Origin of the sequence: Pseudonocardia oroxyli, assembly GCF_900102195.1 — a bacterium.
Classification (GTDB): Bacteria; Actinomycetota; Actinomycetes; order Mycobacteriales; family Pseudonocardiaceae; genus Pseudonocardia; species Pseudonocardia oroxyli.
The window spans coordinates 200,154-215,629 of sequence record NZ_FNBE01000001.1 but is presented as its reverse complement, the minus strand read 5'-3'; the positions used below and the strand labels follow the sequence as shown (position 1 = coordinate 215,629).

Genomic DNA, 15,476 nt, shown 5'->3' with positions numbered 1-15,476 from the left:
GCCGGCCCTGCTCCGCGGGAGTGCGTGGCCCGCACGCTGCTCCCCATGACCTCGACACTCGCACCCCCGACCGCGGTCCGCCGCCGGTCGCTCGTACCGGTCGTCGTGCTCGCCGCGGCGGGCCCGACCGCCGTCGCCGTGCTCCGCGGCGTGCTGCCGTACTCCACGAACGACGACCCCCTCACCGCGGCGACGTCGGCCGCCGCGCACCCCGGCGCGCAGTCGGCCGTGCTGTGGTTGTCGTATCTGGCGCTGCTGACGTTGCCTCTGGGAGTCGTGATCGTCGGGCGGGCCGCGGTGCGGGCGCACCGGGTGCTCGGCGGGATCGCGGCCGGGCTGACGTGGGTGGGGTACGCCAGCCTGTTCTGGCTCGCGGCGCCCGACCAGCTCGCCGCCGCGGGCCTGCCCCCGACGGAGGTGGCGGCCGCCGCGGAGGGGATCGGGGCCCACCCGACCCAGTCCGTCGCCGCCGGCGCCTTCGTGATCGGCCACATCGTCGGTACCGTGCTGCTCGGCGTGGCCTTGTGGCGGGCGGTGCCGCGCTGGGCCGCGGTGGCCCTGATCGCGTCCCAGCCGCTGCATCTCGTCTTCGCGGTCGTGGTCCCGAACCACCTGCTCGACGCCTGCGCCTGGGCCCTGACCGCCGCCGGGTTCGCCGTGGCCGCGGGGGTGCGGCGATGAAGGCGGGGCTGGTGCTCCTGGGCCTGCTGTCCGTGGTGGACGCGCTCGGTCTGCTGCTGACCGACGGCGAGCACCCGCCGCTCTGGATCGCCGCCGTCGGCACCGTGCTGGGGCTCGCCTCCCTGGTCCTGGTCGTGCTCGCCTGGCGCACGCCGCGGCCCGCGACGGTGGTCGGGCTCCTGGTGCTGCGGGTCGTCTCGGCGGCGACCGCGGTCCCCGCCTTCCTCGTGCCGGACGTCCCGACCCCGGCCGTCGTCGTCGCCGCCGCGATCGTGGTGCTGACACTCGTCGGAGCGGGGCTGGTCCTCTCGGCCCTGCGCGGGTCCGCACTGCGGTCCTGATCACCTCCCGAACGGGCCCGGAGGAGGGGCCGGGCCCGTCGGGAGGCGCTAGGGTCACCTCCCGTCGAGCGTGCGCGGTCAGTCCTGACGAGGAGCCTTCAGCCGTGGCCGAGAGAAACCCCGAGAACATCGCCTACCCCGGACCCGGCTCGCGGCCCTTCCGCCGCGATCTCGAGCCCCTCGCCCCGCACGTCATCGTGCTGTTCGGGGCCACCGGCGACCTGGCCAAGCGCAAGCTGCTGCCCGGTCTGGCCTACCTGTCCGAGTCCGAGCTCGCGCCGTCGATCCGGATCGTCGGGACGGCGATGGAGGACCTCGGCACGGACGAGTTCCGCCAGATCGCCAAGAACGCCGTGCAGAACTTCGGCACCCACCGCCTGGCCGAGGAGGACTGGGGGGACTTCTCCGAGCGGCTGACCTACGTCCCGCAGGGCGCGGGGCCCGAGGCGCTCACCGCCGCGGTGAAGGAGGCCGAGACGCTGCTCGGGGACGGCGTCAAGCGGCTGCACTACCTCTCCGTCCCGCCCAAGGCCGCCAAGGCCGTGATCTCGATGCTGCGAGACGCCGACCTCGTCGCCGACTCGCGCGTGATCATGGAGAAGCCGTTCGGGCACGACTTCCCGAGCTCCATCGAGCTCAACGACTACGTCCACACCGTGTTCGACGAGTCGCAGATCTTCCGGATCGACCACTTCCTGGGCAAGGAGGCGGCGCAGAACATCCTCGCGTTCCGCTTCGCCAACGGGCTGTTCGAGCCCATCTGGAACCGCAACTTCATCGACCACGTCCAGATCGACATCCCCGAGACCCTGGGGCTGGACCAGCGCGCCAACTTCTACGAGTCGACCGGCGCGTTCAAGGACATGGTCGTCACGCACCTGATGCAGGTCATGGCGTTCGTGGCGATGGAGCCGCCCACGGCGCTGGAGCCGCGGGCGATCTCTGAGGAGAAGAACAAGGTCTTCCGCTCGATGCTGCCGGTGCACCCGACGGACGTCGTGCGCGGGCAGTACACCGGCTACCGCGGCGAGGAGGGGGTGGCGCGGGACTCCGACACCGAGACGTTCATCGCCCTGAAGGTCGGGCTGGACAACTGGCGGTGGGCGGGCACACCGTTCTACCTGCGCACCGGCAAGCGGATGGCCGAGGGGCAGCGCATCATCTCGATCGCCTTCAAGGAGGCGCCGCGGACGATGTTCCCGGCCGGGTCCGGCGTCGGCACCGGGGGACCGGACCACCTGACGTTCGACCTCGCGGACTCGTCGAAGGTCTCGCTGTCGTTCTACGGCAAGCGGCCCGGGCCCGGCTTCCGGCTGGAGAAGCTGTCGATGCAGTTCTCCACCCAGGAGACCGAGTCCGCCTCGGACGTCCTGGAGGCCTACGAGCGGCTCATCCTCGACGCCATGCGCGGCGACCACACCCTGTTCACCACCGCGGAGGGCATCGAGTCGCTGTGGGAGCGGTCCGCGCCGCTGCTCCTGGACCCGCCGCCGGTCCGGAACTACCCGCCGGGCTCGTGGGGCCCCAACGCGATCCACCAGCTGATCGCGCCCAACGCCTGGCGGCTGCCGTTCGAGCGGGCCTGGCGGGAGAAGCGCTGATCAGCGGTCCCACAGCGGGTGGGGGTCGTGGCCCGCGAGCAGCACGAAGCGGTCCCGCCAGCTGACGTCGGCGGGCAGCTCCGGCTCCGGGCCGGGCTCGCGCCACTGTGCGGCGTGGTCGCACAGGGCGCGGGCCAGGTCCTCGGTGAGCGGGTTGACCGAGCCGCGGTGGATCGAGACCTCGTGGGCGACCAGCGCGGTGCGCGCCACGTCCGCCCAGGTCCCGTCGGGTTCCCGTTCGGCGTGGGCCTTGAGCAGGACGTCGATCGTCCCGGCGGGGACGTCTCCGACGGCGGGCACCGACTTGCGCCGGTCCTCCCGGGACAGGCTCTCGAGCACGTCGTCCAGGACGCGCTCCGCCTCGATCAGCCACTCTGCTGCTCGCATGCGCCCGATCACAGCACGCGAGGGCCTCGGGAACGGCCGGATGGCCCATCCTGAGACACCTCGTGAGTGGCGATGGTCGCCCTGGCGACTCCGCTCACCCACCCCGCCGCCTTCGGCGGCTGCCGTCCCCCGGCCGCCACTCACGGGGTCGGTGGGGGTCAGCGGGTGTGGTGGGTCTCCTGCAGGGCGTAGACGGGGGTCGGGACGCCCTCCTGCCGGGCCTTGAGCTGCAGGGCGAGGTAGAGGGAGTAGTGGCGGCTCTGATGCAGGTTGCCGCCGTGGAACCACAGCCCCTCCTGCTGGGTGGGCTTCCACATGTTGCGCTGCTCGCCCTCCCACGGGCCGGGGTCCTTCGTGGTGTCCGAGCCCAGGCCCCACACCTTCCCGACCTTGTCCGCGACCTCCTGGCTGATCAGGTCCGCGGCCCAGCCGTTCATCGAGCCGTAGCCCGTCGCGTAGACGACGAGGTCCGCCTCCAGCTCCGTCCCGTCCTCCAGGACGACGGTGTGCTCGGTCAGCCGCACCACCTGGCCCTGCACGAGCGTCACCTCGCCGTCGGCGATCAGGTCCGCCGCGCCGACGTCGATGTAGTAGCCCGAGCCGCGGCGCAGGTACTTCATGAACAGGCCGGAGTCGTCGTCGCCCCAGTCGTGGCGGAAGCCGCTCGCCTCCAACCGGTCGTAGAAGTCCCGGTCCCGCTCCCTGATCGCGGCGTACACCGGCTGCTGGAACGTGTGCATGATCCGGTACGGCAGGGACGCGAAGGTCATGTCGGCCTTCTGCGTGGTCATCCCCGCGGCGACGGCGCGCTCGGAGTAGAGGTCGCCCAGGCCGAGGTCCATCAGCGAGTCCGACTTGACGATGTGGGTGCTGGACCGCTGCACCATCGTGACGTCCGCGCCCACCTCCCACAGCGCCCCGCAGATGTCGAACGCCGAGTTGTTGGACCCGACGACCACGACCTTCTTGTCCCTGTAGGCGTCCGGGCCGGGGTGCTTCGAGCTGTGGTGCTGCTCGCCCCGGAACACGTCCTGGCCGGGCAGCTCCGGGACGTTCGGCTTCCCGGACATGCCCGTGGCCAGTACGAGCTGCGTCGGGTGGAGGGTGATCTCCTCGGTGTGGTCTCCGAGGTCCCGGTCCAGCACGACCGTCCACTCCTTGGTGGACTCGTCGAAGGAGGCGCTGCGGCAGGTCGTGGAGGACCAGTAGTTGATCTCCATGACCTTCGTGTACATCTCGAGCCAGTCCGCGATCTTGTCCTTCGGCGCGAACACCGGCCAGTTCTTCGGGAAGTCGATGTAGGGCAGGTGGTCGTACCAGACCGGGTCGTGCAGGCAGAGCGACTTGTAGCGGCTGCGCCACTGGTCGCCGGGCCGGGCGTACCGGTCCACGACGACGTGGGACACCCCGAGCTGGCGCAGCCGGGCGCCCAACGCGATCCCGCCCTGCCCGCCGCCCACCACCAGGACGTAGGGCTGACGGGTCCGACCCAGCTCCTCGGCCTCGGCCTGGCGGGCCTCGGCCCAGGTCACCCGGCCGCGGTTCGCGCCGTGCTCGGCGCCCATCGGCCGGTTCTCACCCTGCGGTTCCTCGTGGCCCTTGAGCTCGTAGAGGGTGGTGAGCAGGGTCCACGCGCCCTCGTCCGCGAGCCGGAGGTGGCCGCGGCCGCGCCCCACCGCCGTCTCGAAGCCGATCCAGGCGTCGACGATCCCGCCCGCCTCGGTGGGCTCCTCGGTGGTGTGGAAGCCGCGGGCGTCCGTGGTGTCCATGGTGGCGCGCAGCAGGTCCGCGACGCCGTCCCGGTTCTCGACCGTCTTGATGTTCCAGGTGAAGGCGACCAGGTCCCGCCAGAACGACGTCGTCGCGAAGAGCCCGGCGGCGCGCTCGGCGTCCCGGGCGGCGAGCGCGGCCTCGAAGTCCGCGAGCCAGGCGTCGACCCGCTGCTGCGCGGTGGTGGCCTCGAGGGTCTGGGTCATGCGGAGGACCTCCCTGTCCCGATGTGGTGCCTGCCACACAGTCGACCCGACGTCCAGCGGGCTCGCAAGGGTTGCAGCGGTGTTGCAGGGCGAGCCTGGGACTAGCCTCGGGCGCGTGACCTCCGTGCGCCGCATCGGCATCGGGCTGGCTGCCGTCGGCCGACCCGCCTACATCAACGCCGGGCGGGACCGGGACCTCGCGGCGGACCGCTCGGTCGACGCCCTGCGCCACCGCAGCTGGGCGGTGCTCGACGCCGCCTACGCCGCCGGGGTGCGCTACGTGGACGTCGCCCGCTCCTACGGCCGGGCCGAGGAGTTCCTGGCCGGCTGGTTGGCCGCCCGTCCCGAGCACACGGACGTCGAGGTCGGGTCGAAGTGGGGCTACCGGTACGTGGGCGACTGGGACCCGCATGCCGCCGTCCACGAGGTCAAGGACCACTCGGCGGAGGCGTTCGCCGCCCAGTCCGCCGAGTCCCTGGCGCTGCTCGGGGACCGGCTGGCGATCTACCACGTGCACTCCGCCACCCTGGACACCGGCGCCCTCGACGACGCCGAGCTGCACCGGGCGCTGGCCGACCTGCGCGAGCACGGGATCCGGGTCGGGATCTCGACCTCCGGGCCGCGGCAGGCGACGGCGATCCGCCGGGCCCTGGAGGTCGCGGTGGACGGGGAGCCGCTGTTCACCTCGTTCGAGACGACCTGGAACGTCCTCGAGCCCTCGGCCGGGCCCGCGCTGGCCGAGGCCGCGGACGCGGGCGCCCGGGTGATCGTCAAGGAACCGGTGGCGAACGGGCGGCTGGCCCCCGGGGGTGCGGTGACCGCCGGGGACGAGCGGGTGGCCGCGCTGGCCGCCGGGATGGGCGTGTCGGTGGACCGGCTCGCCATCGCGGCCGTGCTGGAGGAGCCGTGGGCGCACACGGTGCTCTCCGGCGCGGTCGACCCGGCGCAGGTGGCGAGCAACGTCGCCGCCGTCGAGGTCAAGATCCCCGACGAGGTGTCCGACGAGCTGCTCGACCTCGCCGAGCCCCCCGAGCAGTACTGGACCGCCCGCTCCGCCCGCGCCTGGTCCTGACCCCGTCAGCGCCGGCCGGGGGTCGGCAGCCGACGGAGGCGGCGGGGTGGGTGAGCGGAGTCGCTCACGGGGTCAGCGGGTGAGCAGGACGGGTTTGCCGGGGGCCCGGGTCGGCGAGTCGAGGTACTCGTGGGCGGCGCGGACCTCGTCGAAGCCGAAGACGCGGTCGATCACGGGCTGGAGCGCCCCCGTGCGCAGGCCCGCGGTCACGAAGGCGATCGCGCGGCGCAGCGCCGCCGGGTCGCCGGTGATCTCGAAGACCCGGTAGCGGCGCAGCCACACCGCCGCGTACCCGCCGCCGGGCAGCGGGGTGGGCAGCCCGGACAGGCCGCCGTGGACGATCACGCTGCCGCCGGGCGCGCAGGCCCGCACCAGCTGCTCCACCTGGGGGCCGCCGACCGCGTCGAGGACCAGGTCGGCCCGGCCCAGGTCGGCCGTGACGGGGCCGTCGTAGGGGCCGGTGACCAGGACCTCCGCCGCCCCGGCCGCGCGCAGGGCCGCCTCGTGGCCGGGGGCGGGGACCGTGGCCAGCGGGACGGCGCCCAGGGACCGCAGGACCTGCAGCGCCGCGACGCCGATGCTGTTGGCCGCCGCTGTGACGATCACCCGGTCCCCGGGCCGCACCCGGACGATCTCGGCGACCATCCCGTAGGCCGTGACGTAGGGCATCCAGACGGCGGCGCCGGTCACCGCGTCCATCCCGTCCGGGCGCCGGACCAGCGCGGACGCCGGCACCACGGCCTCCTCGGCGTAGACCGGGTAGTCGTTCTGGGAGAAGGCCGGGATCACGCTGACCGCGGTCCCGGGCGCCCAGTCCACCCCGGCGCCGACGGCGAGGATCTCACCGGCGGCCTCCGTGCCGAGCCCGGCGGGCAGCCGCGGGACCTCCAGGTACGTGCCGCGGCGGAAGTTGACCTCGGCGCGGTTGAGCCCGATCGCGTCGACGCGGATCCGGACCTCACCGGGGCCGGGTTCACGGACGGGCACGTCCTCGATCCGCAGGACCTCCGGCCCGCCCGGCTCGTGGAAACGGACCGCCCGCACCATCTCAGGCCCGCTCGCGCTCGGCGCGGCGCAGGACCGCGGCGGAGATCCGGACGACCGAGGAGTCCAGGAGCACGCCCGCGATGCCCCACGGTCCGATCCACCCGGCCACCGGCCCCGCCGAGCTCGCCAGGCCCACGCCCAGGACCAGCAGGAAGCTCGCCACCCCGAGCATCCCGGCCACCGCGGTGCCGAGGACGACGGCCGGCACCGGGCGGGTGGTCAGCAGGCCTGCGAGCGCGATCCCCGCGACGGCGAACAGCCCCGACATCACCTGCGCCCAGAGCGCGCCGCCGACGACGGCGAGCCCCGCGTGCGCGACGGCTGCGGCGGCCACCAGGCCGAGGAGGAGTTTCGGCGGGTTCAGCGGCTGCGGGTCCACGTCTGGAGGATAGGCGCCCGGCCCACCCGGTCGTGCCGCCGTGGCGGCTTCCCCCGCGCGCGTGTGCGCACCAGACTGCAGGACACTGTCGCCACCATCCACGAGGGGGACCGATGTCGAGCGGCTACGGACAGGGCGGCGGGTACGGCTCCTGGGACCGCGAGGAGCAGACCAGGCAGTTCGCCCGCGAGGAGTACGAGCCGCCCGCACCGCAGCGGCCCGCGGGGCCGACGGTGGACGCGGGGCGGCTGTGGGCCGCGGGCGTCGCGACGGCGATCGTGGCGGCCCTCGTGGCCGTCGTCGGCACGCTGGTGGTGCGGGCGTTCCTGCGGATCGCCTTCAACGGCCCGGCCTCCTCCGGTGTGCTCGGGGACGAGCGGACGATCCTGCTCTGCACGCTCTCGGCGGTCGCCGCGCTGGCGGCCACCGGGCTGGCGCACCTGCTGCTGCTGTCGACGCCCCGGCCGATGACCTACCTGTCGTGGATCACGGGGCTGGTCACGGTCGTCGTCGCGCTGCTGCCGCTGCTCGGGAACGCGCCGCTGGGGGAGCGGGTGGCGAACGCGGTGATCCACCTGATCATCGGGCTCGTGATCACGAGCCTCGTCGCGGGCGCCGGACGAGCGGCCCGCAGGCCCCGCTGACGGTGTGATCCGAGGCACGATCGGCCATCCCGACGTGCGGTCGGGCCGTCCCTCCTGTGGGCCGGGTTCTCGGGTCCGGTCGTCGCGACCCGGCCGGACCCGCGCCCCGGCCGGCTAGCCCAGCGCAGCCCGGACGGCCTCGGCGAGGGCGGTGCGGCCCCGCGCCGTGGGGTGCACGTGGTCCGGGCCGAGCAGCCCGGGATCGCCGGCCACGACCGCGGCCCAGTCCACGAACCGCACCGAGGGGCCGTGCTGGGCGGCGGCCGCGCGCAGCACCGCGTTGTTGCCGTCCTGCCAGCGCCGCGGCACCGACACCCCGACGAGGACGAGCGGTCGGCCGTCCGCGGAGCGGACGACGGACTCGACGTCCTCGGGCTCGACGGTCCCGTTCGCCCCCAGCGCGACGACGATCGGCCCGTCGTGCGCGGCCGCCCAGGTCCGGACCGCCGCGGGTGCCCCGGCGTACTGCCTGCCCACCTTCGCGTCCACCGTGGTGCCGGGTCCGAGGGCGGCCACGAGGGCGTCCGCGCTGCCCAGGGAGATGGAGTCGCCGAGGACGTAGGCGGGGCCCAGCGGGGCGGCCGTGACGACCCGGCTCGCCGCCGCGGCGGCATCCGCGGCGCCCGAGGCGACCCCGATGTCCAGCGCGGGGGCGGGGGTCGGGGCGGGCGGCTCGTCCCGCTGCTGCTCCCCGGCCGCCACGGGCGCGGCGGGTGGTCGCAGCGGGCCCGCGGGCGCGGTCAGGGCGAGCACCGCCGACGCGACGAGCGCGGCGCCCACCACCGCGACGACCCCCGCCCCGACCCGGCCGACCCGGGCCCGGGCCAGCGCCCGGCGCAGGGCCCCACGCCGGATCGGGGTCTCCAGCCAGCGGTAGGAGGCCTCGGTGACGACGAGGGTGGCCGCCACGCGCACCGCGTTCACCACCCACGATGAGGCGGGGAGGTCCCTGGTCAGGACGATGATCGGCCAGTGGTAGAGGTAGATCCCGTACGACCGCCGGCCGAGCGCGGCGAGCGGGGCCACGGACAGCAGTCCGCTCACCGCCGGACCGGCACCCGTCGCCGCGACCAGGACCACGGCCGTGACCAGGGCCGTGCGGAGGAACCCGCCGTGCAGGTAGAGGTCCGCGGCGAACTCCGAGGCGGTCCCCAGCGCGAGCAGCAGCGCGACGAGCGCGGCCACCCCCAGGACGTCGAACACCACGGCGCCCCGCCGGGCGCGCCGCCACGCGCCGGGCAGCCACAGCAGGGCCGTGGCCGCGCCGACCAGGAAGCCCGCCGCCCGGGAGTCCGTGGCGTAGTAGGCGGGGCCGGTCGTGTCCGGGTCGAACTGCCAGGCGCAGAGCACCGCCGAGACCGCGGCCAGCAGCAGCGCGGCCGCCGCGACCCGGCGGCGCCCGAGCACCGCGAGCACCCCGCAGAACAGCAGCGGCCACAGCAGGTAGAGCTGCGCCTCGACCGAGAGCGACCACATGTGCAGGAAGGGCGAGGGCGTGCTGAACGACTCGGCATAGGGCACCCCGCCGATCAGCAGGTGCCAGTTCTGCAGGTACAGCAGCGAGAACAGGGCGTCCGCCCGCAGGTCCGCGACCGGCCGGACGAGGGCGAACACCAGCAGGGTGCCCAGCACCGCGGCGACCAGGGCCGGGACCAGCCTGCGGGCTCGGGCCAAGGCGAAGGCGCGCACGCCCACCCGGCCGTGTCGGCGCAGCTCGGCGACCAGTAGCTGGGTGATCAGGAACCCGGAGAGGGTGAAGAACACCTCGACGCCCAGGAAGCCGCCGCCCGCCCAGCCGAGGTCCAGGTGGTAGGCGACGACGGCGAGCACCGCGATCGCCCGCAGCCCGTCCAGACCGGGCGCGTGCGGGACGGCGAACGGGTTGCGGACGGGCCGGATCCGCACCGGCCGTGCCGCCTCCAGCGCACCCTCCAGTGTGGCCACCGGACCCCTTTCGCTCGGAAGGGTGATGCTGGCACGAAAGATCGCCCGGGGCGAGCATCCACGGTCGGGTGGAATCGGGTGTCGTGTCCGAGTCGCCGCCGGGCGCGGGCGGTGTCGCGTGGTGGGCTGTGCGGACCGCAGCTGGGCGAGCCTGAGGGGGCGACACATGACGGCACTCGTCGACGGCCGAGGAGGCGGTCCGGGGGATTCGGGCCACCCGGGCTTTCTCGGTACCGGGAACGAGGTCGTCGGTGCGCGGTGGGGCGGCACCCGGGAGGACCCGCACGTCCAGCCCCGGCGGGCGCGCCTGGAGCCGTTGCACGCGCCGTCGCACGCCCTGCTGCGCGAGGTCTTCGAGCCCATCCTGCGCGAGCGCGGCGTCCGCACCGTGACCGTGATCGGGACCGACGTGCACGCGGCGCTCTGGGCGGAGCTCGGCGCGCACACGGTGCACGTCGTCGCCGGGTCGCCCACCCGCGAGCTGCGGGCCGCGGTCGCCGCCCACCCGGCGCTGCACCTGGTCACGGACGGCGACCCGCCGGAGGCGGAGCTGTACGTGCTGGTCGGCGACACCGGCTACCACGGGGTGCGCCGCGAGCTGGACCGCGTGCTGACCGAGGCGCCCGACGCGATCGTGCTGGTCGGGAACGTGCTCTGGCCCGCCGGGCGGCGGGACGTGCTGCCCGGCGTCGGGCGGACCGGTCCGTCGGTGTGGCGGGACGGGCTGACCCCCGCCGGGGTCGGCGCGGGCACGGTGGACGCCGCCGACGAGGCGGGCGGGGAGGAGAACGGGGTCCTGACGGCCGTCGAGGACGTCCTCAACACCGCCGCGGAGTCCTGGACCATGGGCCTGGTCCCGGTGCTGTCCGGGGTCGGGGTGATCGCGCGCGACGACGCGCCGTTCGCCGAGGACCTGTGGGAGACCCTCCTGCCCTGGACGACCTCGGAGCTGCTCGCGGGCCTGGAACGCAACCGGATCGCCCTGCTCTCCCGGCTGCTGGAGCTCGAGCACGGCGCCACCACCGCCGCCCGCGAGGCCGCCGACCAGCAGAACCGGCTGACCCGCTGCCTGCAGGAGCTCGACGCCGCGTGGGACGAGATCGCGGAGCTGCGCGCCGCGCACCCGGTCGACCCCCGCACCCCGCTGGCGACCCGCGTCCGCAAGCTGGTCCGCCGCCGCACCCCGTGAGCGGCGATGGTCGCCAGGGCGACCATCGCCGCTCACGAGGTCTCAGACGTGCACGGGAGCCCGGTCGTCCGAGGGCGCCGCGGTGCGCGCCGCGGCCCGGATCAGCACCACGCCGAGCACCGCGACGGCGAGGCCGCGGAACAGCTCGATCTGCAGGCCGGTGAGGATCGGCGCCTGCGGGAGCGGGACGAAGGTCGCCAGCCCGCCGAGGATCGCGAACACCCCCGCCCAGCGCAGGGCCCCCGGCTGCCGCACGAGCGCGACGCCCAGCACGATCAGGCCGATCACCAGCACCAACCCGCCGACGACCTGGATCAGCGCGAACGGCTCCGCCGCGACGATGGCCTCGTCGTCGGGGATCAGCTCGGGCGCGCGGCGGGCGATCTCGGGCGCCACGAGCGCCTCGACGACCAGGTGGGCCTGGGCGCTGACGGCGTTGCCGAGGAAGTAGCCGCTGAACCCGAGGAACCCGAGCACACCGACGCGCGGGGCGAGCCAGGCGTAGGCCGCGGGCAGGCCGAACATGAGCAGCAGGGCCCCGGCGTAGATCGACAGCTGGCCCCACGGCGAGCCGGGGGCCAACAGGGCGTCGACGGAGTGGGCCCGGCCGTCGACGACGGGGTGGGCGAGTCCGCCGGCGAGGCTGAGCACGGCGGAGCCGACGAGCGCGGCCCCGCCGAGGGACAGCAGGCGCGTCCTGGTCACGGGAGGTTCCTTTCACCGGATGCGGCGCACGGTGCGCCGTCGCCGGTGACGATCACCCGGGGGTGTTGCGCCCGACTTGTAGCCGAGTTGCACGCGGGCGCCACGGGTCCCCGGCGAACCGGGTGCCCAGCGCGAGCGCGCGGTCGGCGTGCCGGGCTGCGGCGTCGGTGTCGCCGAGCGCGGCGGCGGTCTCGGCGAGGAACAGGTCGACGGGGCCGAGCACGACCAGGCCGTTCAGCGTGCGGGCCAGCCGCCCGGACCAGGGCAGCAGCGCGTCGTGGGTGCGGCGGCACTCCGCGAGGTCGCCCAGCCGCGCGGCGCAGTGGGCGCGCAGCGAGGTCGCGACCAGCCAGGTCGCGTCCCGCGGCCACGGCGGCCGGTCCCAGCCCGCGCGGGCCTCGTCGACCAGGCCTGCGTCGAGCAGGGCCACGGTGAGGACGTCGTCGACGGCGCCGGGGTGCCGCGCGGCGACGGCGCGGATGTCGTCGACCATCCCGGCGAGGGAGCCGACGGTGAACTCGACGACCCCCGTGGCCCAGACCCGCACGATGGCCGCGTTGGGTTCGCCGCCCTCGATGATGCGGGCGAGGACCTCCGCGTGTCGGGCCCGCCCCTGCTCGAGGTCGCCGGAGAGGAGCAGCTCCGTCGCCCCGTACACCTGGGTCGCGAACAGCAGCATCGCGAGCTGGCCCGTGGTGCCCGCCCGGACGGCGGCGTGCAGGTGGCGGTCGACGGCGGGGAGGTCGGCGCACCCGATCGCGTGCGAGGCGTGCAGGAGGTGGGCCAGCGCCTCGAAGTCCACCCTTCCGGCCCGGTCCGCGGCGGCGAGGAGCGCGTCGGCGACGACGGCGAGCTCGTCGACGTCGTCGGAGGCGAAGGTGTGGGCGAACCGGCTGTTGAGGGCGCGACAGAGCAGCCGCGGGTCGTCCAGCTCGCGGGCGAGGTCGAGGGCCTCCTCCGAGCTCGGTGCCGAGACCCCGAGCAGCCAGGCCTCCGTCTCCTGCGAGCGGGTGGCGAGCAGGTCCGCCCGCAACGCACGGTCGGCGGGATCCAGCCGGTCGAGCACGGCGGTGATCCGCGCGGCGACGGCGTCGCTGTCCGCGAGGTCGAAGGGTCGTGCCGTCCACAGCGTCGGCGAGTCGATGATCCACGCCCGGGCGACGTCCGCGGTGTCGCCGAGCCGCTCGGCCGCGGCGAGGGAGGCCTCGCGCTCGGCCCGGGCGCGCAGCGCGTCGCCGCTGGCCGCCACGGCCTCGACGAGCCCGCGATGCGCGCGGAGCAGTCCCGGGGTGTCGCCCGCCCCGAGGTCGTGGGCCGCGAGCGCGGCCCGCCAGTAGCCCGCGGCCTCGTCCGCCGCACCGCCCCGGCGGGCCTGTTCCGCGCCCCGGACGAGGTGGGGGAGGGCGCGGGCCGCGGATCCCGCGGTGAGCGACTGCGCGGAGTGGTGGGCCAGGGCGAAGACCTGGTCCGGTCTGCCCTCCAGGGCCTCGACGACCGCGAGGTGCAGCCTGCCGCGGCGGATGGGCGGGATCCGGTCGTAGCAGGTGTCCCGGACCAGGGCGTGCACGAACCGCACCGAGGCCGGGTCGGGCGCGGTGAGCAGGCCTGCGACGACGCCCGCGTCGAGGTCGTCGACGAGGTCGTCCTCCGGGGTGTTCGTGACGGCGAGCAGCAGGTCGACGTCGACGTCTCGGCCGAGTACGGCGGCGCGGGCCAACGTCGTCGCCGTCCGGGCCGGGAGCCGGTCCAGGCGGCGGCCGATGAGCTCGCGGATCGCCACGGGCAGTCCGGTGGCGGCGGCCCCGACGCCCTCGGCCGCGACGAGCCCGCCGAGCTGGCGCAGGAATAGGGCGTTGCCGGACGCGCGGGCGAGGAGGGCACCCCAGGCGCTCTCGGGCAGGTCCCGCCCGACGACGCCGTGCAGCAGGGTGCGGGCGGCGTCGTCGTCCAGGCCGGTGAGGGCGATCCGGCCCGCGGTGCGGTCCACCGTGGCCGCGAGCGTGGCCCGCAGGTCGGGTCCCGCCTCGTCGCCGCGGAACGTCCCGACGACGAGGACCTCGGCCGGGCCGTCGGCGGTCGCGAGCTGCCGCAGGATCTGCAGGGTCTCCTGGTCCGCGCGGTGCAGGTCCTCCAGCAGCAGCAGGACCGGCCCGGTGAGCGCGCCCGCTACGGCGCGGGCGAGGTCGAACGCGGGCCCGGTGGCGGCGGTCCCGGTCAGCGCGGTGTGGATCTCGGACCAGGCCCAGCCGGGCGGGGCGCCGCTGACCTCGGGGCAGCGGCCGCGCGCGACCGTCCAGCCGTCGAGGCCTGCGGCGAACCGCTCGACCAGCGCGGACTTCCCGACGCCCGGCTCGCCCTCGACCCAGGCCACGCTCGGCCGCGGTCCGGTCGCGGCGGCGGCGCGGTGCAGGGCGGCGAGCTCGGCCGCGCGACCGAGCAGCACGGAGCCGGGGTGACCGGGGGGCACGGAGCCGGGGCGACCGGGGGGCGCGGAGCCGGGGCGACCCGGGGACGCGGAGCCGGGGTCATCAGGCGGCTGGGAGCCGGGGCGACCGGGCGGCGCGGAGCCGGGGCGACCGGGGGGCGCGGAGCCGGGGTGACCGGGTGGCGCGGAGCCGGGGGCCGGTGGGTCGGTCGGCTCCTGCACTGGCCGCGGATGCGCACCGGCGGGTGCAGCGGCGGGTGCACCGGCGGGTGCAGCGGCGGGTGCAGCGGCGGGGAGGAGGTGCGGGGCCTGGGCCAGGATGTCCGACTCGAGCGCGCGCAGCTCGGGGCCGGGGTCCACACCGAGCTCGTCGACCAGGCGGGTGCGGGTCTCCCGCAGCACCGTCAGCGCTTCGCCCTGCCTGCCGACCCGGTACAGCGCCAGCGCGCGCAGGCCCGCGGTCCGCTCGCGCAGCGGGTCGCGCGCGTGCAGGGCGGCGAGGTCGCCCAGCACGGCCTCCGGGCGGCCGAGTGCCAGCGCCGCCCCCGCCCGCAGCTCGACGGCGGTGGCCCGGCGCTCGCGCAGCCGCCCGGCCTCCGCGACCGCCCACTCCTGGTCGGGGTAGCCGGTGAAGGGCTCGTCCGTCCACAGGGCCAGCGCCCGGGTGCAGGCCGCCCACACCTCGGCGGGGACGGCCGCCTGCTCGGCGGCCCGGACGAGCGCGTCGAACGCCCAGGTGTCGACCTGCGGCACGGGTAGGGCGAGCGCGTACCCGGGAGGGGCGCTGACCAGCACGGACGCCGGCGTGCGGGGTGCCCGGTCCGGCTCGAGGAGCCGACGCAGGTGGGAGACGTAGGCCTGCAGCGCGCCGAGTGCCTTGGGTGGCGGCTCGCCGGACCACAGGTCCTCGAGGAAGCGGTCGACGGACACCACCCTCCCCGACGCGGCCACGAGCATGCCCAGCACGGCGCGCTGGCGCGGCCCGCCGAGCTCGGCCTCGCCACCGGCCACCCGGGCACCGAGCGGTCCGAACGCCCGGACCGTGACCGTCGACACCCGGCCAGCCTACGACGTGACGATCACCG

General features: G+C 75.5%; 13 protein-coding genes. 6 read left to right on the top strand and 7 right to left on the bottom strand.

Annotated elements, in window-relative coordinates; translation table 11 throughout:
- Positions 1-45: 45 nt before the first annotated feature.
- The 3 genes from BLS43_RS01040 to zwf all read left to right on the top strand — a co-directional run bounded on the left by BLS43_RS01040 (position 46) and on the right by zwf (position 2,623).
- The gene (locus tag BLS43_RS01040) at positions 46-681 is read left to right on the top strand and encodes a hypothetical protein (RefSeq protein ID WP_143029908.1); all 636 of its coding nucleotides are present in this window, start codon (positions 46-48) and stop codon (positions 679-681) included.
- Positions 678-1,022, top strand: coding sequence for a hypothetical protein (locus tag BLS43_RS01035; protein ID WP_093075106.1), 345 nt, complete (start codon positions 678-680; stop codon positions 1,020-1,022). The genes BLS43_RS01040 and BLS43_RS01035 overlap by 4 nt, the downstream gene beginning before the upstream one ends.
- Positions 1,023-1,126: 104 nt before the next feature.
- The gene (gene zwf, locus BLS43_RS01030; protein ID WP_093075102.1) at positions 1,127-2,623 is read left to right on the top strand and encodes a glucose-6-phosphate dehydrogenase; all 1,497 of its coding nucleotides are present in this window, start codon (positions 1,127-1,129) and stop codon (positions 2,621-2,623) included.
- Here zwf and BLS43_RS01025 read toward each other — a convergent pair whose 3' ends face one another.
- Complete coding sequence (locus BLS43_RS01025; RefSeq protein WP_143029907.1) at positions 2,624-3,010, bottom strand: hypothetical protein; 387 nt, start codon at positions 3,008-3,010, stop codon at positions 2,624-2,626.
- Between the two features lie 158 nt (positions 3,011-3,168).
- Complete coding sequence (locus BLS43_RS01020) at positions 3,169-4,986, bottom strand: flavin-containing monooxygenase (RefSeq protein ID WP_093075096.1); 1,818 nt, start codon at positions 4,984-4,986, stop codon at positions 3,169-3,171.
- A gap of 115 nt (positions 4,987-5,101) precedes the next feature.
- Here BLS43_RS01020 and BLS43_RS01015 point away from each other — a divergent pair, with 115 nt between their 5' ends.
- A complete protein-coding gene (locus tag BLS43_RS01015; RefSeq protein ID WP_308116880.1) occupies positions 5,102-6,058 on the top strand; it encodes an aldo/keto reductase in 957 nt (318 codons plus the stop codon).
- Positions 6,059-6,130: 72 nt separating this feature from the next.
- On the opposite strand, the gene BLS43_RS01010 is transcribed toward BLS43_RS01015, so the two are convergent.
- Positions 6,131-7,105: a zinc-dependent alcohol dehydrogenase family protein gene (locus BLS43_RS01010; RefSeq protein ID WP_093075090.1), complete on the bottom strand. Its 975-nt coding sequence runs from the start codon at positions 7,103-7,105 to the stop codon at positions 6,131-6,133.
- 1 nt (position 7,106) lies between these two features.
- Positions 7,107-7,484, bottom strand: a complete 378-nt coding sequence (locus BLS43_RS01005; RefSeq protein WP_093075087.1) for a hypothetical protein — start codon at positions 7,482-7,484, stop codon at positions 7,107-7,109.
- A gap of 113 nt (positions 7,485-7,597) precedes the next feature.
- On the opposite strand from BLS43_RS01005, the gene BLS43_RS01000 reads away from it, so the two are divergent.
- Positions 7,598-8,128, top strand: coding sequence for a DUF6069 family protein (locus BLS43_RS01000; RefSeq protein ID WP_218129667.1), 531 nt, complete (start codon positions 7,598-7,600; stop codon positions 8,126-8,128).
- Between the two features lie 114 nt (positions 8,129-8,242).
- On the opposite strand, the gene BLS43_RS00995 is transcribed toward BLS43_RS01000, so the two are convergent.
- Positions 8,243-10,072, bottom strand: a complete 1,830-nt coding sequence (locus BLS43_RS00995; protein ID WP_176921119.1) for an acyltransferase family protein — start codon at positions 10,070-10,072, stop codon at positions 8,243-8,245.
- Positions 10,073-10,238: 166 nt separating this feature from the next.
- On the opposite strand from BLS43_RS00995, the gene BLS43_RS00990 reads away from it, so the two are divergent.
- Positions 10,239-11,261 (top strand): class I SAM-dependent methyltransferase, encoded by a 1,023-nt coding sequence (locus BLS43_RS00990; RefSeq protein WP_176921118.1) that lies wholly within the window; start codon positions 10,239-10,241, stop codon positions 11,259-11,261.
- A 42-nt stretch (positions 11,262-11,303) separates the two neighbouring features.
- Here BLS43_RS00990 and BLS43_RS00985 read toward each other — a convergent pair whose 3' ends face one another.
- Positions 11,304-11,966 carry a hypothetical protein gene (locus tag BLS43_RS00985; protein ID WP_093075078.1) on the bottom strand — a complete coding sequence of 221 codons (663 nt, stop codon included), beginning with the start codon at positions 11,964-11,966 and terminating at the stop codon, positions 11,304-11,306.
- Between the two features lie 52 nt (positions 11,967-12,018).
- The gene (locus BLS43_RS00980) at positions 12,019-15,447 is read right to left on the bottom strand and encodes an ATP-binding protein (protein WP_093075075.1); all 3,429 of its coding nucleotides are present in this window, start codon (positions 15,445-15,447) and stop codon (positions 12,019-12,021) included.
- Between the last annotated feature and the right edge of the window lie 29 nt (positions 15,448-15,476).